Genomic DNA, 19,895 nt, shown 5'->3' on the forward strand with positions numbered 1-19,895 from the left:
TGGTGCTTCCACTCGAAGAGACCGGACAGCCTCCCCGTGTGTGACACGCGGCCCGAGAAGCCGGGAGAACGACGGCCTCACCCGTCCAGCGACGCCACGTAGGGAGCCAGCTTCGCGGGGTTCATCACCCACATGAGGCGTTCGATGCCGCGCTCCGACACGTCGGCGGTGAGCAGGGCCAACGGGTTCCCCGAGGCCGAGACCAGGACGGCCGGCCTGCCGTTGGCCTCCACCCAGCGCACCTGCGACTGCGGCCAGAAGCGCGGGGCGAAGGCGGCGAGGTACCGGGAGACGTGCGGCCGCCCGACCACCGGGATCTTCGACGCCCCGCGGATTCCGCCCCCGTCGGCGTAGCTGACCACGTCCTCGGTGAGGACCTCCTCCAGCACCGGCAGATCGCCGTGCTGGGCCGCGGCGAGGAACACCTCGAGAAAACGCCGGTGCTCGGCGGAGCCGACCGGCTCCCTGCGCTCCGCCGTCAGCCGCTTGCGGGCCCGGCTCACCAGCTGGCGGGCGTTGGCCTCGCTGGTCTCCACGATGTCCGCGATCCGCCGGTAGGTGTAGTCGAACGCCTCCCGCAGCACGTACGCGGCCCGCTCCACCGGGTTGAGCTTCTCCAGCAGGAAGAGGACCGCCATGTCGAGGGCCTCCGCGCGCTCCGCGCCCAGCTGCGGATCCCCGCTCGTGTCGACGGGCTCGGGCAGCCAGGGGCCGACGTAGGACTCCCGGCGCACCCGTGCCGACTGCGTGAAGTTGATCGCCAGCCGGGCGGTCACCGTGGCGAGGAAGGCAGCCGGCTCACGGACACCGGCACGGTCGGTGTTCTGCCACCGCATCCACGCCTCCTGGACGATGTCCTCGGCCTCCGCGGCGCTGCCGATCACACGGTAGGCGATACCGAAGAGCTGCGGCCGCGCCGCGATGAACTCCTTGGTCGCCCGGTCGAGGGAGTCGGCGTGGTCGGCGGCGTGCATCGATGTCCTCCAGGGTCGGACCAGCATGCTACAAGCCGGTCCGGGCCTGCCCGGCACACCGCCGCCGGGGTGTCGGCGGCTCCCCGGAGGTCGTGTCGGCGGCCCTCCGGAGGTCAAGGAGGAGTCGGCGGCCGGTAAAGGGACGGGCACGTGTCGGTCTTGTCGGCGTGATGCCTGACGCGTGATGGCCAGGTGGTCATGTGGTGTTCATGTGGCGGCAGTTGGGCCGGGCAAGGGTGCGGTCGTTGTCAGCTCAGCTGCATGTCGGGAGGGCGTCATGACCACACACACAGAGTCGACAGAGGACAGACCGGCGGGGGGCCAGGAGGGACTCAGCCGTCGTCACGCGCTGGGCCTGCTGGGAACCGCGGGGGCGGGCGCCGCCGCCACCGGCCTGCTGGGGGCGGGCACGGCACAGGCCGCGCCGCTCGACGCTCCGGCCTTCCACCTCACGGCGGACTCCTCCGGCGCACCCCCCGTCCAGGGCCTGCACCTGACCTTCGGGGCGGACCCCCGCACCCAGATGACGGTGTCCTGGATCACGGACCGTCCGGTGACCAAGCCCGTCGTGCGCTACGGCACCCTGGAGCACGGCTTCGGCTCCAGCAAGAAGGCCCGGACCGTCACCTACGTCGACGGCACCTCCAACCGCACCGTCTACGTCCACCACGCCCCGCTCAAGGGGCTCACCCCGGACACGGACTACCTGTACCTCGCCACGCACGAGGGAGCGACCCCCGACAGCGGCACGTTCCGCACCGCTCCGCAGGGACGCCGGCCGGTCACCTTCACCAGCTTCGGCGACCAGTCCGCCCCGCAGGTCACCTGGGCGGCCGACGGCACCGTCGGCCTGGACGCCAACTCCACGCCGGCGACCAAGGACATCGTCACCGGCATCGAGCAGGTCGCCCCGCTGTTCCACCTGCTCAACGGCGACCTCTGCTACGCCAACCTGGACGTCGACCGGGTGCGCACCTGGAACAACTTCTTCACCAACAACAGCCGTTCGGCGCGCTTCCGTCCCTGGATGCCGGCGGCCGGCAACCACGAGATCGAGAAGGCCAACGGCCCGCTCGGCCTCGGCGCCTTCCAGACGTACTTCTCGCTGCCCTCCACCGAGACCGACGCCGAACTCGCCAACCTGTGGTACGCGTTCACGGCCGGTTCGGTCCGGGTCATCGTGCTCCAGAACGACGACAACTGCCTCCAGGACGGCGGCGACGTCTACATCAGCGGCTACTCCGGCGGCCGCCAGCTCGCCTTCCTGGAGAAGGAACTGAAGGCGGCGCGCTCCGCCAAGGACGTCGACTGGGTGGTCGTGGCCATGCACCAGGTCATGGTCAGCTCCTCCGACGCCAACGGCGCCGACCTCGGTCTGCGCGAGAAGTACGGCCCGCTGTTCGACCGGTACGGCGTCGACCTGGTGCTCTGCGGTCACGAGCACAACTACGAGCGTTCGCTGGCCGTGCGCGGCGTCGTGAACGGCAGCGAGACGCTGACGCCCAACCCGGTCTCCCAGGCCACCGACGACATCGATGCCGACCTGGGCACCGTGCACATGATCCTCGGCGGCGGCGGTGTCTCGGGCACCACCAACCAGAAGTTCTTCAACGACGGCACCGGCAAGGTGATCACCGCGGTGTCGGCGACCGCCGGGTCGAACGGCAAGCGCACCTCCACCTACGTGCAGGAGAAGGCCGTGTGGGTGGGCGTCCGGGACGTCGAACACCCCTATGGCTTCGCCGCCTTCACCGTCGACCCCGGCCGGCACGCCGGTGACACGACCCGGATGCACGTCACGTACTACAACGTGAACAAGCCGAACGGCGAACTGTCGGTCTTCGAGACCTTCAGCCTGCACCGCAAGCGCTCCGACGGCTGATCGCACGACGGACGGGACACGCGGGCCGGGCGGCAACCGCCCGGCCCGCACCCGGATCCCCGGTGTCAGCCGATGCTCACGTCGTCCACGTAACCGCGGTAGCCACCCGTGGCCCCCGAGCGGTCGAAGCCCAGGAGCACCTTGGCGACCGCCTGCCCCGCCTCGACCGCGCCGAGGCCCACGGTCACGTGGTTCCAGGTGTCCGGCGTGAGGTGACCGCACTGCCGGGCCGGATGGATCCCGTTGCCGGACTGGTCGGTGGCACCGGAGTCCCGCAGGGCGCTGCCGTCGGTGAAGACCAGGTCGACGGCGACGCAGGTGCTGTTGTCCGAACCGGCGTCCACCCACGGGGTCGTGGCGTCGGACTGCGGGAAGATCCAGTAGCTGAGCGTGGTGTCCCTGCGGACGGTGAGCGGCGCGCCGTTGAAGCCGTAGACCTGCAGGTAGGCATGGTCGTACAAACCGCCGTTGGCATAGCCCGAGTACATCAGCGAGGCGTCGCCCGTGTGGGCCTGTTCGCCGGTGCGCACGGCCGCCTGGGGCCCGGTGAGGCCGCAGCACAGGCCGGTCACCCCGTAGTTGCCGTCTCCGTGGGTGTCGGCGTTGTCGACGGTGTCGGTCCAGGTCGGCTGGGTCTGCCCGGTCTCGAAGCCGGTGGTGAGCGAAGCGGTCGCCGCGGACTGGGCCGGCTGGGACAGCTCGTGCTGGACGGTCGCCCGACTGGTGCCGGCCGGGGCGAGGTCGATGGTCTCACCGACCGTGGTGTGCAGCTTGATGGTGGTGCCCGAGAGGGTTCCCTTGTGGACGCCGTCCACGTAGTACTCCATGGCGTTGCCGGGCCAGGGGTTGGTGAAGGTGAGGTTCCGGCCCGACCGACCGGTGATCCGGACGTACTCCACGGCGTTGTTCCGGATGCTGCTGGAGACCAGGAAGTTGTCGTAGGCGAGCAGGCCGCCGAACTTGGCGTTGGAGTTCGCGGGCCAGTTCGGGAACACCTTGATGTCGTGCTGGTAGGACTGCAGGAGCATCTCGTCGAGCCCCGAGGTGGTGACGTTGAGGTTCTCGATGCCGCCGCCGTAGTGGTGCACGGCCATGTTCGGGTACGAGTAGGCGGTGGCCTCGGCGTGCAGCTCGTCCATCAGCGTGCTGGGGTTGTAGCCGACCATCGCCGCGGCCGCGTACAGGGTGGCCGGGGAGTTGTCGCTGTGCCAGTTGTCCAGCTGCGCGACGGTGTTCTGCGCGGTCCGGAGCAGGTCGGCGGAGTCGTTCAGCCCGACCTGGAGGCCGGGGTAGACGGCCTGGATGGCGACGTCGTTGCCGTCGGTCACCCGGCCGGAGCCCTCGGAGGTCTGCCGGAAGACGGTCTGGCCGTTCCTCGACATCGTCGGCAGCGGCGCCAGGTTCTTGTCGATGTGCTGCCAGGTGGGCACGAGCGAGTCGTTGATGTGCAGGTCCTTGCTCATGTCGATCAGGCCCTGGAAGAGCAGGTGCACAAGGCCGAGCGAGAGGATGCTGTTGGTCTGGGGATAGACCCCGCCTTCCTGCGGCGCGTCGTTCTCGATGGTGTACGTCCCTGTGGCCGCGTCCCAGGTCAGGTAGTGCTGCCAGAACAGCCCGACCTGTTCGAGGTACGGCAGGACCTTGCGCGCGTAGGAGGCGCTGCGGGTGTACTCGTACTTCATGACCATGTCGCTGGCGAAGTTCACGGCGTCGGACTTCTGGTTGTACAGGTCGTCCGCGGCGCTGGTCCCGTTGGGCGAGAGGCCGACGGGATAGAGGACACCCTGGTACCCGGCCGCGGCGGCCTTTGCCCTGCCCCTGGGTATCCAGTCCAGGATCGGGTCGTCGTAGGAGCCCATCTGGGCGATGTGGTTGGTGGACAGCGCCGGGTAGAACGCCGCCTCGTAGTTGTAGTTGGCGTGGTAGTCGCCGTACCAGTTCATGGCCCCGGTGATCCAGTTGCCCCACAGCCCCGGGGCGTACTTCCCGGCGCGCGAGACCGAGCCGAGCAGGTAGAGCGAGCCGTACCAGCTCTTCTCCACCGCCTGGTCGGGGATCTGCACGAACGACCGGGACCAGTACTCCCGCCACCAGGACTCGTGGGCCGCGTACAGCCCGGCAAGGGAGCCGCCGGTCAGCGCGGTGGCCGCCGCGTGGGCGGCGGACCGGTAGCGGGGTGTGTCATGGCTGCTCTGTACGGCCGCGGCGACGGTGTAGGTCACGCCGGGCCTGAGGGTCAGGCTGATCCGGTTGCCCGACACGCTCGCGGCGGTGCCGCGCACGCTCGTCGCGATCCGCGCGTGGGGGTTGCCCGGCGCGTCGGTGGTGCCGGCCTGCACGTCCGCGTCGAGCACGCCGTTCTCGCTCGACGTCGCCGGCGTCCTCCCGAGGCCGTCCTGCACGGTGACGGTCGCCTGCTGCGGCCGCGAGCCGGACAGCCGCAGGGTGGTGACGAACAGGTTCCGGGTCGCCGACACCCAGCTCGTGGACGAGAGTTGCTCGCCGGCGAGCGTGTAGGTGCCCTCGACCTGCGCCTGCGCGATGTCCTGTACGACGTGGTAGTCCGAGCCGGCCAGCCCCGGGACGGACAGCACGATCCGGCCCAGCGGTTCGATGCCGTTGGTGGCGGTGGAGAAGAAGTCGTTCTTGCCGAGGTAGAAGGTCTGGTCGTCCACGGAGCCGCCGACCGCGACGCCGACATCGCCGTTGCCGAGCAGCGGGGCGTCGACGGTCTCGCCGTTCGCCAGATCGGTGGGCGGGGAGTTCCAGACGCCCTGGAACCGGGCCACGGTGGACAGGGCCTGGGCGGCGGTGGGATCGCCGAGGGGCTGTGCGGCGGCGGGTGTGCCGCCCTGGAGGGTGGTCAGGCCGAGGGCCACGAGGGCCGTGGCCATCAGGTCGCTGATGCGTCTCCGGTGGCGGGGTGAGGCTGTCACGGTGCGGTGACCTTTCTCTCGCGGTGTCCCGCTCCGCTTGGGCGGGGGTGTCTCAGCGGGGTGCGGCAGGGCCGGACGGCCGTTGGTGGTGGCGAGACCCGCCCGGGACAGCGGGACGAGGTCGCGATGGGGGCCTCTCTGCGGTGCGGTTTCCCGGGCGGGTGCGGCCCGGGTCGCTCAGGCGGCCGGGCCGAGATGCGTGAGCGTCCCGACGCCCTCGACGGACAGCGCGGCGGGCAGTCCTGCGGTGCGGCCGGTCCCGAACGTCGGGTTGATGTCGAACAGGGCCGACAGCACCGCCTCGGCTCCGGCCGCGCCCGCGATGTTGTCGCGGACGGAGGTACCGCGTTCGGCCACCCGGGCCCGGTGCGTGCCGTCCGGCCCGGTCACGATCTCCATGGCCTGTCCCCACAGACCGCCCGAGGCGGCGGACGAGAGGCCGCGCAGGAGAGCGATCGCCCGGTCGCGACGGCCGAGGCGCGCCAGGCCGTGGGCGGTGACACCGGGCCAGGCCGCGAAGGCACCGGCCGCGCCGTGGTCGGGACGGTCGGAGGCGGCGGCGATCGGATCGGCGGGGCTCAGCGCCCGCATCCAACCGCCCACCAGCAGACGGCCGGTGACGAAGTCGGCCATCTCCCGCCGTACCCGCTCCGGGAGTTCACGGTGCAGGGCCGCCGCGACCAGACCGAAGTCCAGGCAGTGCCCGATCGTGTCGGTCCCGTCCGGGCGGAGGATCCGCCAGCGGCCCGACCCGGCGTACAGGTCCAGCAGCGCCTCGGCCAGCCGACCGGCCTCGGCCTCGGCCCGCTCGGCATCCCCCGGACGGCCGAGCCGCCGGTACAGCCCGGCCAGCGAGCGCGTCGAGGCGACGTAGGCGGCGTTGAAGGAGGCGACGACACCGGTGTAGGTGGGCACACACTCCAGCAGCTGCCACGGATCGGCACCGAAGTCGGCCAGCACGCCGCCGGTGGCCGCGCTGCGCCGCTCGCGCCACCCCAGCCCGAGCCGCTCCGCATGCGCGAGGACGGTCGCCCCGCCGGTCGTCTCTTCGAGGAGGGCGAGGTCGCCGGTGATGCAGACGTAGTGCTCGATGAGCCTGAACAGGGCGTAGTCGGTGGAGCTGTAGGCGTTGCCCAGCGGCCCGCCGCCGAGGTTCTCCACGCCGAAGGAGTCACGGTAGGGGCCGGCCAGGACCCGCAGCAGCCAGGAGCGCAGGCCGGCCGGTTCCAGCAGGGCGTACAGGCGGCTCCACTCGCAGTGGTCCCAGAAGTAGGTGGTGGTCGGCCCGAGCCGGGGGCCGCCGGTGAGGAACACCGGTTCACCGGGCCGGATCCGGGTGGTGCGCAGGTACAGCGCCTGCAGGGCCCCCGTGTAGTAGGTGCGGGCGAGGCCGGCGTCCTCGGTGGTGAAGGTGGGCAGGTGCCCGGAGAAGTCGTCGTTGCCCGGGGTGAACACGGCGGCCCACAGCCGACGCCAGCCGTCCTGCCCGGCCCGCAGCGTCGCCTCGAAGTCGTCGGCCGCGCCACGGGCCTGTGCCGCGACGGCGCCGGCGTCGGTCCCGTACGCACAGGCGATCCCGATGACCACGCTCCCGCCGGGTTCGACCCGGCAGGTCCAGGTCGCCCGGCGGCCGGCGCCCGCGGCCCGCAGTGCGCCGGACGGCCCGGCGAAGGCGTAGGCGGCGCGGGCCGGCGACCGGGTGTCGGCGAAGGCGACCGGGCCGTCCTCGGTGCGGGACACCCAGCGGCGCGACTCGGTCCAGTGCCGGGTACGGGCGATCTCGGCACCGGCGAGAGACAGCACGACCTCGTCCGCCGCCATCTGTAGGCGGACGCGGTGCCAGATCCCGGCGGCGAGCGCGGTGTCGGTGAGCTCGCGCTCTCCGGTGACGCCGAGCCACAGCCGGCCGTCCTCGACGCCGATCTGGAGCGAGTCGGGGTGGTTGCCGTGGGTGAGGACGGTCCCGGACTGCCCCGCCGCGTCGAGCCGCAGCTCGAACCCGATCGTCAGGCCGGGGGAGAGCACGAAGGGGTCCAGGCTCGTCTCGCCGCCCGGTGTCAGCGCGATGGTCCCGTCGGCCCGCAGGATCACCTCGCCGTCGGCCCCGGCCACCCCGAGTCCGCGCACAGCCCCGGCCACGCCGGCCCGCGGCTCCGGCTCCTTGTCGTGGCTGACGTGCGCCGGGAGCGCGTCGTCCAGGAGCATCGGACCGTGGTCCTCGTCGCGCTGGATCCCCGGTACCCGGGGCCTGCCCAGCCTGAGCCGGCGCGCCGCCGGCGACAGCAGGTAGTGCGGCGCGCGGCCGCCCGTGGTGGCCCGGATGCGCTCCAGCGCCATGAAGTCGTGGTGCATGCCGTGGTTCCACGGCCCGTCGTACAGCCAGCCGTATCCGGCCTCGGCGTGGGCGGCCATCGCGAACAGGTCCTGGGTCAGCTCGACCGTCCGGGCCTCGTCGCTCTCGTTGGTGACCTCGATCCGCCACAGGAGCAGGTCCCGGGACAGCGCCATCCGGGTGTCGGTGGTCAGCAACAGGCCGTCCGGGCGGCGGTGTTCGCGCCGCACTCCCCACGGCTTCCACAGGAAGCGCTGCGCGGCCGGGACCACGCCGTCCACGCGCAGCTCACCGGTGTGGTAGCCGAACGTGAACGGCGGTGCGGCCAGCCAGGACAGGGAGGTCAGGTCGTGGTTGACATGCGCCTGGCCCTGCTGGTTGCGCAGCGAGGGCAGGTGCGCGATCTCGTCCGCGCCGACCCAGTGCCCGGCGACGTCCGCCAGGTCCGGCACACCGGTCCGGCCGATGTCCACGGCTCCGGCGGCGGTTTCCATGGTCACTTGGTGGCTCCCGAGGTCAGTCCGGCGATGAACTGCTTCTGCAACGCGAGGTATCCGGAGACGGGAACGACCGCCGCCAGCAGCATCACGCCGAACAGCTGGGCGTAGTCGGTGGAGAACTGACCGACCGACTGGTAGATCCCGGTGGTGATCGTCTGGCCGTGCAGCGGGCCGAGGATGAACTGCGGGTTCATGAAGTCGTTCCAGATCCACAGCGACAGGAAGATCGCGACGGTCGCCGTGGCCGGGCGCAGCAGGGGCATGACGATCGTCCACCAGACCCTGAGGCTCCTGGCGCCGTCCACGGTCGCGGCCTCGACGATCTCGGCCGGGACCGACCGCAGGAAGCCGGAGTAGACGAACACCGCGAACGACAGGTAGCCGCCGCCGACGTTGGCGAGGACCAGCCCCGGATAGGTGTGGTCCAGATGCAGGAACTCCAGGATGCGGATGGTCGGCAGCAGCACCACCGCGGGCGGGATCATCAGGCCGGCGCCGAAGCACGCCAGGACGGTCCGGCGCAGCCCTGCCGGGCGCCGGGAGAGCCAGAAGCTGAGCGCCGCACCCAGCGGGATGAGCAGCAGCACCGAGGCGACGACCGTGACCGCGGAGTTGGTGAGCCCGATCTGGACGATCCGGTCGGACCGGGCCAGGGCGTCCGTGAGGTTGCCCGTCGTCGGCGGCGCGGGCGGCGCCGCCGGGTTCCGGATGATCTGGTCCTGCGACTTGAAGGCGTTGACGACCGTCAGGTAGACGGGGCTGACGAAGGCCAGCGTGAGCAGCCCGGCCGCCGGCAGGTGTCCCCGCGAGGACCAGGCCCGGCGGCGCTCCCGCCCCGGTACGGGAACGGCACCCAGTACCGCTGGCCGCCGCCGGACGGCGGGCCGTTGCGAGGTCGACGTGCTCACAGGTCCACCTCCCGGCGGCGCAGCACGGCGGTCACGGACAGCGCGATGACGACGGAGACCACGAGCAGGAGCATCGCGACGGCCGAGGCGTAGCCGTAGCGGTCGTCCGTGAAGGCCAGCTGGATGATGTACAGGGCGGTGGACCGGGTGGAGTCGGCCGGGCCGCCGGAGGTCAGCACCGCGATGATGTCGTACAGCTTCAGCATCGTGATCAGCGAGATGGTGACGCTGATCGTGGTGCCCGGGGCCAGCATCGGGAACGTGATCCGGCGGAACCGCTGCCAGCGGCCGGCTCCGTCGACCGTCGCGGCCTGGTAGAGCTCGACGGGGATCGACTGCAGCGCGGCCAGGTGGACGACGGTGGTGAACCCCGTCAGCACCCAGGCGGCCACGATCCCGACCGACAGCACGGCCAGGTGCGGACTGCCCAGCCAGGTGATCGGCTTGTCGATGACGCCCAGCGAGAGCAGGGCGTTGTCGAGGATGCCGTCCCGGGCCAGGATGTAGCGCCAGACGTAACCGACGATGACACCGGACAGCACCTGCGGCAGGAACGCGACGGTACGCATCAGCCGGAAGCTCAGCGACGTCCTGTCGAGCAGCATCGCGAACCCGATGCCCGCGGCGTTGGCCACCAGCGTCACCGCGCCGGCCAGCAGGAGGGTGAAGCCGAGACTTCCGGCCAGGGCGCTGTCGTGCGCCATCTCCCGGTAGTTGGACAGACCGACGAAGTCGGCCCGCGCCAGCAGCGGGTTCTCGTTCGTGAGGCTCTTCCAGGCGCTCATGATCACGGGAACCACGATGAACAGGGCGTACAGGCCCAGCGCGACGAACGCGATCGATCCCAGGGCGGGGTCGCCACGGCGCGGGCGGACTCGGATGGACACGGCTCGGGTGGTCATGGCTCTTCCCTCGGAGGAGATCTGCGGCCCCGGATCCGGCATGCCCGGGGCCGGCGAGGCGGCTTACTTGGTCGCCGAGTCCCAGGCGGCATCCAGCTTGGCCAGCCGGCCCTCGACGTCGTCGGAGGAGAACAGCGCCTGACTGGCCGAGTAGAAGGCGTTGTTGAGCCCGGAGGGCATGGAGTCGTCGTTGGTCGCCCAGCCGAACGACGAGACCTTCCTGTTCTTCTGGGTGACGTAGGAGTACGAGTCCTTGAAGACCTTGGTGACGTTGACGCCGTAGTCGTCCAGGGTCTTGTTCTTCAGCATCGGGAACGCGCCGTCACCCTCGATCAGGGCCTTGTAGTTGCCCGGGTCCAGCGACCAGGCCTCGGCGAACGCGGTCGCCTTCGCCGGGTCGGAGGTCCTGGCGCTGATCGCCATGGAGCCGCCCACCGAGAACGGCACCACGAGCGACCCGTCCTCGGTCGGGGTGAGGAAGGCGCCGAAGTCGTCGGCGTGGTCCTTGGGCACCGAGCCGAGGAACCAGCTGCCCATCATGTACATCCCGGTCTTGCCGGACGTGAAGTCCGTGATCGAGTCGGCGTACTTGACCCCGAGGGCGCCGTCCTCGAAGTAGCCCTTCTTCACCATCGTCCGGTACTTGGCCACCGCCGCCCTGACGTTGGCGTCGGTGAAGTGGACCTTGCCGGCGTAGCGCTTCTGCAGCCAGCTCGGGTCTTTGCCCAGCACGTCGGCGGAGAGGATGCCCACCAGCGGCATGGACGCCGCGAACGGGTCGCCGCCGCCCAGCTCGACCGGGGTGATCCCGGCGGCCTTGAGCTTGGCGCACACCGCCATGAACTGCGACCACGTCTTCGGGGCCGCACTGATGTGGGCCTTGGCGAACAGCTTCTTGTTGTAGAAGACCTCGGGGATGATCTGCGAGTTGGTCGGCGGGATGTAGACCTTCCCCTTGTAGGCGTTGCCCTGCGGCAGCAGGAAGTTGGCGTCCACCCACTTCTGGTCGTACGGCCTGAGCAGCCCGGCCGTCGCGAACGTCGACGGGGTGATCGACTGGAGCAGGTCCGGGAACTGCCCCGACGCCTGCAGCTGCTTGGCGTACGCGTCCCGGTCGGTGCTCGGCGCGACGATCTTCTTCACCGTCACGCCCGGCACCTTCTTCTCGGCGTCGGCGATCGAGGTGTCCCAGAACTTGGCGGTCAGGCTGGGGGTTTCGAAGGTGAGGTAGGTCAGGGAGCCGCCGCCCTTCCCGCTCCCGGTCGACGCCGCAGAGCATCCGGTGAGGGCGAGCGCTGCGGCCAGGCAGACAACGGTCGGACGTTTGCGCCTCATGGAAGTCTCCTGAAAGGACGATGCGGCTCGGCGGACGGGGCGGACCGGAGAGGATCGACGCCGCGACATCCTGCGGGATAACGTTATCGCGAGGATGGAAGCGCGTTGCGGGAATGTGTCAAGGGCCGGTCTGATATCGGTCCGATGTTTCGAGGAGGAGCTGCCGGATGACGCGAGCACGGCGTGAGAGCGGGGGACGGCCCAGGCGCCCGACGATGGTCGACGTGGCGCGCGAGGCCGGAGTGGCCCTGCGCACCGTCTCCCGGGTGGTCAACAACGACCCCACGGTGGGGCCGGAGTACGTCGCCAAGGTCGAGGCCGCGATCGCCGCGCTGAACTACGCCCCGGACGAGCGTGCCCGGCAGCTGCGCACCGGCGTCACCGGCACCATCGGCGCCGCGGTCCGCAGGATCGCCGAGGTCAACCCCGAACTCGCGGCCATCGAACGCACGGCCTGCGACTCCGGCCTCACCCTCCTGGCCGCCTCCACGGACTTCGACGAGACCAGGGAACGCGACATCCTGATCTCCATGTGCCGGCAACGCCTCGACGGCATCATCGTCGAGCCGTTCGGCGAGAACCACGCCTACCTCCAGCCCGAACTGGACGCCGGCATGCCGCTGGTGGCCATGGACCGCCCGATGAGCGGGATCTCCGTCGACTGCGTCATGTCCGACAACGCCTCCGGCATCGGCATCGCCTTCCACCACCTGCACCGGCACGGTCACCGCCGTATCGCATACATCGGCGACAGCGAACGCGTCTTCTCCGGCCGGGAGCGCGCCGCCGCCTTCCGTGCCGCCCTGCGGGCCCACGGCGAGGGCGTGGAAGGGCTGGTGCACCCGGGCGAGATCACCGCCGAGCGGGTGGCCGCCGCCCTGGACACCGCACTGCGCGGTCCGGAACCGGCGACCGCCCTGGTCACCGGCAACATGGACACCACGCTCACGGTCCTGCGGCAGCTCGGCCCGCAGGCCGCCGCCCGCCTGGCCCTGGTCGGCTTCGACGAGGTGCCCCTGGCCGACCTCCTGCAGCCCGCGCTCACCGTCGTCGCCCAGCGGACCGCCGAGATCGGCCAGACGGCCGTGGAGCTGCTCCGTGCCCGCATCGCCGACCCCGGCCGGCCGGTGCAGACGGTGATCGTGCCGGTCAACCTGAAGGTCCGGGGCTCCGGCGAGATCCCGGCCTGAGCCCGGGGCCGCGGTGCCTCGCCGGACCCTGTGCGGGGCGCCACCCCTGCGATAACGTTATTCCAAACGAGCTGGAGAACGATATGGCGACAGTCGTGGTGGCGGCCCCAAAACCCTCGGACCCGGCGCCCGTGGCGCCCGCCGCGACGGCCGGCCGCCGAACGGGCAGGGCTTCCGGCGCGCCCGGATGCGGGTCACTGGCCGAAAGCGGTGAACTCCCGCCGCGCCGAGACGAGATCGCAGCATGGCGCCCACTGGAAATACTTGGCTGAGCAAGTATAGGCTCCCAGTTGGGGGCGATTGGTGAGAAAAGCCGGACGCCGCCAGGGGAACCGTGGCGCCGTCACACCTGATCGATTTCACGGTTCGGCCATATGTCAAGCGTGTTGCTGTTCCGCCGGTTGACTGCCGCCCGGCGTGGACGTGCGTGGCAGTGTCCGGTGGTGCCGCAACGATGTTGATGTCATCCACTCCTGGAAGGAAGTGCCGTGGCACCGGTGCTCGTCGGGCTCGAAGGTCTGCTGGCGGGAGAGCGCATCCCGATCCTGGACACCCGCGTCACCTTCGGACGTAACTCGGAGAACACTGTCGTCATCTCCAGCCTCAGTGTCTCCCGCTTCCATGCGGAGATCGTCTTCGACCAGGACAAGGGCTATGTCCTGCACGACCTGGCCAGCAGCAACGGCACCCTGGTCAACGGGGACGAGGTGGAGTCCCGGCTGCTGCAGCCGGGCGACGAGATCAGCCTGGGCGACCAGGAGTTCCGCTTCGAGGTGGCGGACGCGATGGAGACGCTGATGGCGCTCTCCCTGCCCCGGTCCGTCACACACGCCGGGCAGGAGGGCGAACGGGGGCCCGTACTGCAGGTCACCGTCGCCGGCGGCGGCCCTGTCGGCCTCTCCCTGGCCCTGCTCCTCGAGCACTTCCTCGGGCCCCAGGTGAAGATCACCGTCTACGACGGCCGGTGGCGCAAGAAGGGCCGTACCGTCGTCTGGAAGGGCCAGGACGAGGGCAACGTAAGGCGCCAGCAGGTGGTGACCGTCCAGAGCCGCCAGTACCTCGCGTGGCCGGAGGAGGTCCAGGCGCGCCTCTTCGACCCGGAGCACTACACGGAGATGTGGCCCTCAGGGCCGGACTCGGTCGGCGACCACAGCCCGCGCAACATGCGCATCGCCTACATCGAGGACCGGCTGCTGGAGCTGGCCAACGAGAAGCGGGACCGGATACGCCTCGTACCCGCCCGGTTCGACGCGGCGGAACAGCAGGAGGCGCTCGCCACCCAGCACGTGCTCGCGATCTGCGACGGCGGCCGGTCGCGCACCCGGGACCACTTCGCCGCCCGCTTCGGCAAGGCCGACGAGTCGATCTACTCCCTCGACGGCCGCCACCTCCAGGACGTCGTCCTCGGCCTGCGCGTCAAGTCCGGCCTGACCGACCCCATGGCGGTCCTGATGACGGTCGCCCAGAACCGGTTCCTGCTCAACTCGCTGCGCGGCGAGGGCTTCCTCAACATGCGGCTGACCGATGCCGAGGCCCACGAGGTGATCGGCCTGGACCCGGTCCGCCGCGTCTTCGAGGAGTGCATCGCCTCCCGGCCGTGCCTGATGGACCGCGACGAGTACGGCGACTTCCAGTGCTCGACGCACGGCACCCTGTTCCTGCCCGCCCTGGTCAAGGGCTCGGCCCTGTGGCGGCGGGTGCAGGAGGGGCTGCTGCTGTTCGGCGTCGAGGCCGACGACCTGTCGGCGGTCACCAGTTTCCGCCTGGACATGGTGCAACGCCCCCGGTTCTCGGCCGAGTTGCTGCCACCCACCACCAACACGCCGGGCACGTACGGCTTCCTGCTCGGCGATGCCGCGAACTCGATCCACTTCTGGCCGGGCCGCGGCCTCAACAGCGGCCTCGCCTCGGCCATCTCGCTGGCCCGGTCCCTCAACGGGGCATGGAACGGAAGGTCGTTCCGCGACGCCGACTTCCTCCGGCACGAGGCGGCGATGTCGATGCTGCAGTACCGGCACAAGAGCCGGGCGTGGAAGGCGATGGTCACCACCGACGACCAGGGTGTCACCTGGGCGATCAAGGACATCATCGGCCACGGCATCGACGGGATCCCCGAAGAGCCCGACCGCGAGGCGGACACCAAGACGCTGCTGGAGCGCATGCAGGCCATCCGTGCCCGCCTGGCTCCCCGGATGCCCGGAATGCCGGACGACGAGGCGATCCTGGAACGGCTGCGCACCCTGCAGCCCGCCACCCTGCGCATGCTCGTCCTCAGCGGCGCCTGGGACACGCTCACCATGGGCGGCGAGGAGGTCGACATCGACATCTTCTACGGCCAGGACTCGTCCGCGGCCGCCGCGGCGGTGGAGGCACTGGAACCGGCCGCCCAGGCCTAGGCCGTGTATCGAAAGTGGATCTTGAGCGATGAATGATCGCGGTTCATGGCGCGGGGAGATCTCACAGAGGAACAGTGGGCGATGTTGGGGCCGTTGTTGCCAAAGGGGACGAAGGCGGGACGGTCGCCCGTCTGGCCCCGGCGGCAACTGATCAACGGCATACGGTTTCGGGTCCGTACTGGTGTTCCGTGGCGGGACATACCCGTCGAGTACGGGCCGTGGGGCCGGATCTACGACCTGTTCCGCCGATGGCAGCGGAACGGCACCTGGCACCAAGTCCTCGCCCAGCTTCAGTCCCTGGCCGACGCGAAGGGTGAGATCGTGTGGGACCTGAGCGTCGACTCCACGGTGTGCCGCGCCCATCAGCATGCGGTCGGGGCCAGGAAACAGGGCGACCTGCAGAAGGAACCGCCGGGCGGTAACTTCACCGAACCCCGTGATCACGGACTGGGACGCTCGCGCGGCGGGTTCACCACCAAGCTGCACCTGACCGTCGAGCAGGGCCAGAAGCCTATGTCGATCGTGGTGACGGCTGGGCAGCGAGGGGACTCGCCGCAGTTCGAGCCCGTCCTGGACAAGGTCCGCGTGCCACGCCTCGGACCCGGCCGGCCGCGCATCCGACCCAATCGAGTGCGCGCCGACAAGGCGTGCGCCTCCCGGAAGAACCGCGCCTACCTGCGACGGCGCGGGATCCGCTGCACCATCCCAGACAAGGCCGACCAGTCCCGCAACCGCAAGAAGCGCGGCTCCCGCGGCGGCCGGCCACCGAAGTTCGACCCGGTCGACTACCGTGAGCGCCACGCTGTCGAATGCGGCATCAACCGCCTCAAGAGGCACCGGGCCGTGGCCACGAGGTACGACAAGCTTGGTGTGCGCTACGAGGCGATGTACTGGTGGCTGCGATCAACGAGTGGCTGTGACCTGACGGCGTCAGGCCAGACTGCGGCGTGCCAGGGCGAGAAACTCCGCCTTGAACGGCTCCAGGCGCTCGGCCAGGTTCCCCTCGTCACGCTCCTGCCAGACCGCTTGATTCAGGGCGCGGGCGTAGGCGGTCGTCGGTGAGTGAAGGCCAGGGGCACACAGCAACTCGATGCTCTTCTCGGCTATTCGAAGACCGTCCATCGCCGGCCTGGCCGTCACATACCAGTCATCACCGACCTCCCATCGGGGCGGCCTCGCATGCGCCACGCCCTCAGCCTCCAGCGCGCACCGGATGAACTCCAGCACGGTCCTGATCTGCTCAGCACGTCGCTCCTCCGCTCGCGCCGCAGCCCGCCTTTGTCCGTCAGCCCGGTCAGCTGCCCGCTGCGTCGTGCGCTGGGTCAGATACGTCAACGCACCACCTACAGCCACACCGACCATCGAAATCACTGGGGTCCACAGGTCTCCTGCCACAGCCGACTACTACCAGTACCTGCGCATCGACCGCTGCCGATCTTGCGAGACAAGCTTGTATGCCCAGATACCAAGCCGCTCCAAGACCCACTTCCGATACACGCCCTACTGATCTTTTCGTAAGTTCGGTGGGGGTGGTGGCCGTGTGGGTGGGAGGCTGTCGGGGTGGCATATCAACCTTCCCCTTCGGTTGCCGGCTCCTCCCTTCCTCCCTTGTCGCGGCCTCAGTTGGCGGAGGCGCGTCGTGTTCGGGCAGTCGAGTTGTTCGAGGGTGGCGTTTCGAATGCGGAGATCGCGAGGGCGGTGGGGGTGTGTGCCGAGAGTGTGCGGCGGTGGCGGCGGGTGTGGGAGCAGGACGGTGCTTCGGGCCTGCGGAGGCGGGCAGCCACCGGACGCCCGCCGAAGCTGGACGACAGCCAGGTCGAGATGGTCCGGGCTGCGTTGGAGGAGGGTGCCCAGGCTCATGGTTTCGAGGTCGATCTGTGGACCCTGGAACGCGTCGGCGTGGTCGTCACCCGGGCAACGGGGGTGGTGTTGTCGAGGGCGTCGGTGTGGCGGCTGCTGACCGGCCGGCTCGGCTGGAGCCTGCAACGGCCTGAGCGGCGGGCGGTCGAGCGGGACGAGTCGGAGATTGCCCGCTGGATCGCGCACGAGTGGCCGCGCATCAAAAGGGGGCCGTGAACACATGTGCCTGGATCGTTTTCCTCGACGAATCAGGAGTCTCCCTGCTTCCTCAGATCCGCCGTACCTACTCGCCCCGGGGCGGACTCCGCTCCTGCGGCACCGCCTGAACTGGAAGCGCGCGTCGATGGCTGGAGCCTTGGGCTACCACTCCACCGACCGCGGTCGCGGGGCCCGCCTGTGCTTCCACCTCAAGCCCGGCAGCTACGACACCGCCGGACTCATCGAGGTCCTGGAGCAGATGAAGGTGTTCTACCGCGGCGAGCGAGTGGTCCTGGTCTGGGACGGCCTGTCCGCCCACTGGAGCCGGGCAATGCGGGCCTGGGTCACCGAACAGGACTGGCTCACCCTGGAGCGATTACCCGCCTACGCTCCCGAGCTGAACCCGGTGGAACTGCTGTGGTCCTCACTCAAGAAACGCGAACTTGCCAACCTCGCCGGCGACCACCTCGCCGATGTCGCCGACGCCACCGAGCAAGGCATCCGCCGCATCAATGCCAACCCCCGACTGCCATGGTCATTCCTCGCGCATACCGGCCTGACCATCCACCCACCACCCCCACCGAACTTACGAAAAGATCAGTAGTACGCCGGGAACCCGACACCCCGCCCGCCGGACTGCTCCCACCGGCGGGCGGAGTCGGCCCTCGGCCCTGTCGCCGCGCCCGGGCGCTCAGGTGTGCGGGCGGCGGCCCTTCTTCTGATGCGGGAAGGACTGGACGGCTCCGGGCAGGATCGGCGGCGCCACGTTGTCGAACAGGCCGTCGTTCTCGTCATTGTTGAGGATGAAGGCGGTCTTGGGCCACACCTTGGGGTTCGACGCGATCGCCTCGATCTTCGACGCCACGTAGTCCGCCCCTGCGACCGGCAGGTAGTCCGGGTGCCCCGACTCGTAGCTCGTGGGGCAGATCCACGACACCGTCGGCAGCCGGTCGTTGCGGGCGTCGTCCTCGAGGGTGCCGTGGATCTGCGGGCGTACGCCCCGCTCGTACAGGTCGGAGCCGGGCCGTGCGTTCCTGAACGTCGCGAACTGCTCTAGCATGTTGGTGCCGTAGTCGTCCTCCTCCTGGTACACCTTCCAGCTGACTCCGGCGGCCTGGAGACGCTCGGCGTACGTCGTCCAGCGGTACGGCGTGGGCGCCACGTTGCTGATGATCGGACCTCCCGGGTGCCGCCGGGATCGATGGTCCCGGTCATCCACATCAGGCGGTTGGGCCAGGTGGGGCCGAAGACCGAGCAGAGGTAGTTGTCGCAGATGGTGAACGTCTCCGCGAGGGCGAACTGGAAGGGGTGAATCGCCCCGTGTCAGGTAGAGACTCGATTCCGTGAAAGGATTGAGTCATGGCACGACCCTCCCGTTACCCGCTTGAGCTGCGCCGTCGGGCGGTGCGCATGGTCGCCGAAGTGCGCGACGACTACCCGAACGAGACGGCCGCCCTGCAGGCGGTGGCGGACAAGCTCGACATCGGTTCCCGCGAGACGCTGCGGAACTGGGTGAAGCAGTACGAGATCGACGCGGGGCAGCGTCCGGGGACGACGACGGAGGAGTCCGCCCAGCTCAAGGCGTTGAAGAAGGAGAACGCCGAGCTGAAGCGGGCGAACGAGATCCTGAAGGCCGCGGCGAGTTTCTTCGCGGCCGGGCTCGACCGGCCACACACGCGCTCGTAGCGTTCATCGACGAGCACCGGGACCGCTTCGGCGGGGTCGAGCCGATCTGCAGGACGCTCACCGCACACGACTGCCAGATCGCCCCTTCCACGTACTACGCCCACAAGAAACGCCTCGAAACCCCCTCCGCCCGTTCCGTGCGCGACGAGGAGCTCAAGGAGAGGATCCATGAGGTCTACACGTCCAACTACCGTGTCTACGGAGCGAGGAAGATCTGGCGCGAGCTGAACCGGCAGGGGCATGCGGTGGCCCGCTGCACCGTCGAGCGCCTGATGCGCGAGCTCGGCATCCAGGGCGCGGTGCGCGGCAAACGCGTCATCACCACGATCTCCGGCGGCCAGGCGGGGCGGGCCCCGGACCTGGTGGACCGCGACTTCGTCGCCGGCGCTCCGAACCGCTGCTGGGTAGCCGACTTCACGCACGTGAAGACATTCGCCGGCGTCGTCTATGTCGCGTTCGTCGTGGACACCTTCTCGCGCCGGATCGTGGGCTGGTCGGCCGCCACGGTGAAGGAGACGGTGTTCGTGCTGGACGCCCTGGAGATGGCGATCTGGCAGCGAGACCGGGACCAACGCCCCATCCGGCCAGGTGAGTTGATACATCATTCGGACGCCGGGTCTCAGTACACGAGCTTCCGCCTCGCCGAGCACCTGGACGCCGCCGGCATCGCGGCGAGCATCGGATCCGTCGGTGACGCGTACGACTGTCAGTCTCTTCGTACCGGATCCCGCAAGGATCGGGTGGTCCCGGCCGTGTCGGTCTGACCCTTGCTTATGACTGACCCTGTGGGTGTCCT

15 protein-coding genes and 1 pseudogene are annotated in these 19,895 nt (G+C 69.8%); 8 read left to right on the forward strand and 8 right to left on the reverse strand.

Going from position 1 to position 19,895, the window contains the following annotated elements:
- Positions 1–77: 77 nt before the first annotated feature.
- Complete coding sequence (locus ABZ887_RS38725) at positions 78–974, reverse strand: RNA polymerase sigma-70 factor (RefSeq protein WP_361300621.1); 897 nt, start codon at positions 972–974, stop codon at positions 78–80.
- A gap of 277 nt (positions 975–1,251) precedes the next feature.
- Here ABZ887_RS38725 and ABZ887_RS38730 point away from each other — a divergent pair, with 277 nt between their 5' ends.
- Positions 1,252–2,856 carry a metallophosphoesterase family protein gene (locus ABZ887_RS38730; protein ID WP_361300624.1) on the forward strand — a complete coding sequence of 535 codons (1,605 nt, stop codon included), beginning with the start codon at positions 1,252–1,254 and terminating at the stop codon, positions 2,854–2,856.
- A gap of 65 nt (positions 2,857–2,921) precedes the next feature.
- On the opposite strand, the gene ABZ887_RS38735 is transcribed toward ABZ887_RS38730, so the two are convergent.
- From ABZ887_RS38735 to ABZ887_RS38755, 5 genes are all read right to left on the reverse strand, one after another.
- Positions 2,922–5,792, reverse strand: a complete 2,871-nt coding sequence (locus tag ABZ887_RS38735; protein WP_361300627.1) for a hypothetical protein — start codon at positions 5,790–5,792, stop codon at positions 2,922–2,924.
- Between the two features lie 177 nt (positions 5,793–5,969).
- On the reverse strand, positions 5,970–8,618 hold the full coding sequence (locus ABZ887_RS38740) for a hypothetical protein (RefSeq protein WP_361300669.1): 2,649 nt from the start codon (positions 8,616–8,618) through the stop codon (positions 5,970–5,972).
- 2 nt (positions 8,619–8,620) lie between these two features.
- Positions 8,621–9,532: a carbohydrate ABC transporter permease gene (locus tag ABZ887_RS38745; protein ID WP_361300630.1), complete on the reverse strand. Its 912-nt coding sequence runs from the start codon at positions 9,530–9,532 to the stop codon at positions 8,621–8,623.
- Positions 9,529–10,434, reverse strand: a complete 906-nt coding sequence (locus ABZ887_RS38750; RefSeq protein ID WP_361300633.1) for a sugar ABC transporter permease — start codon at positions 10,432–10,434, stop codon at positions 9,529–9,531. The genes ABZ887_RS38745 and ABZ887_RS38750 overlap by 4 nt, the downstream gene beginning before the upstream one ends.
- Positions 10,435–10,497: 63 nt before the next feature.
- Positions 10,498–11,769 carry an extracellular solute-binding protein gene (locus ABZ887_RS38755; protein WP_361300636.1) on the reverse strand — a complete coding sequence of 424 codons (1,272 nt, stop codon included), beginning with the start codon at positions 11,767–11,769 and terminating at the stop codon, positions 10,498–10,500.
- A 167-nt stretch (positions 11,770–11,936) separates the two neighbouring features.
- Here ABZ887_RS38755 and ABZ887_RS38760 point away from each other — a divergent pair, with 167 nt between their 5' ends.
- The 3 genes from ABZ887_RS38760 to ABZ887_RS38770 all read left to right on the forward strand — a co-directional run bounded on the left by ABZ887_RS38760 (position 11,937) and on the right by ABZ887_RS38770 (position 16,275).
- On the forward strand, positions 11,937–12,959 hold the full coding sequence (locus tag ABZ887_RS38760) for a LacI family DNA-binding transcriptional regulator (protein ID WP_361300639.1): 1,023 nt from the start codon (positions 11,937–11,939) through the stop codon (positions 12,957–12,959).
- A gap of 488 nt (positions 12,960–13,447) precedes the next feature.
- Positions 13,448–15,355, forward strand: coding sequence for an FHA domain-containing protein (locus ABZ887_RS38765; RefSeq protein ID WP_361300642.1), 1,908 nt, complete (start codon positions 13,448–13,450; stop codon positions 15,353–15,355).
- 45 nt (positions 15,356–15,400) lie between these two features.
- Positions 15,401–16,275 (forward strand): IS5 family transposase gene (locus ABZ887_RS38770; RefSeq protein WP_361300645.1). Its coding sequence is split into 2 segments (ribosomal slippage): positions 15,401–16,226 and positions 16,226–16,275, totalling 876 coding nucleotides; the frame shifts between segments, so codons are not numbered across the junction.
- A gap of 10 nt (positions 16,276–16,285) precedes the next feature.
- Here the strand turns inward: ABZ887_RS38770 and ABZ887_RS38775 are convergent.
- Entirely contained in the window at positions 16,286–16,582 is a 297-nt protein-coding gene (locus ABZ887_RS38775; RefSeq protein ID WP_361300648.1) for a hypothetical protein, read from the reverse strand.
- 333 nt (positions 16,583–16,915) lie between these two features.
- On the opposite strand from ABZ887_RS38775, the gene ABZ887_RS38780 reads away from it, so the two are divergent.
- Together ABZ887_RS38780 and ABZ887_RS38785 are read left to right on the forward strand one after the other, a co-directional pair.
- Positions 16,916–17,431: a winged helix-turn-helix domain-containing protein gene (locus tag ABZ887_RS38780; protein WP_361300651.1), complete on the forward strand. Its 516-nt coding sequence runs from the start codon at positions 16,916–16,918 to the stop codon at positions 17,429–17,431.
- Between the two features lie 127 nt (positions 17,432–17,558).
- Positions 17,559–18,017, forward strand: a complete 459-nt coding sequence (locus ABZ887_RS38785) for a transposase (RefSeq protein WP_361300654.1) — start codon at positions 17,559–17,561, stop codon at positions 18,015–18,017.
- 150 nt (positions 18,018–18,167) lie between these two features.
- Here ABZ887_RS38785 and ABZ887_RS38790 read toward each other — a convergent pair.
- Positions 18,168–18,721: pseudogene (locus tag ABZ887_RS38790) on the reverse strand (alkaline phosphatase family protein); the annotation flags it as partial.
- 51 nt (positions 18,722–18,772) lie between these two features.
- Here ABZ887_RS38790 and ABZ887_RS38795 point away from each other — a divergent pair.
- Entirely contained in the window at positions 18,773–19,099 is a 327-nt protein-coding gene (locus tag ABZ887_RS38795; protein WP_361300657.1) for a transposase, read from the forward strand.
- A 5-nt stretch (positions 19,100–19,104) separates the two neighbouring features.
- Positions 19,105–19,863 (forward strand): IS3 family transposase, encoded by a 759-nt coding sequence (locus ABZ887_RS38800; RefSeq protein ID WP_361300672.1) that lies wholly within the window; start codon positions 19,105–19,107, stop codon positions 19,861–19,863.
- Positions 19,864–19,895: the final 32 nt, after the last annotated feature.

This window comes from Streptomyces sp. NPDC047061 (assembly GCF_040643955.1).
GTDB lineage: Bacteria > Actinomycetota > Actinomycetes > Streptomycetales > Streptomycetaceae > Streptomyces.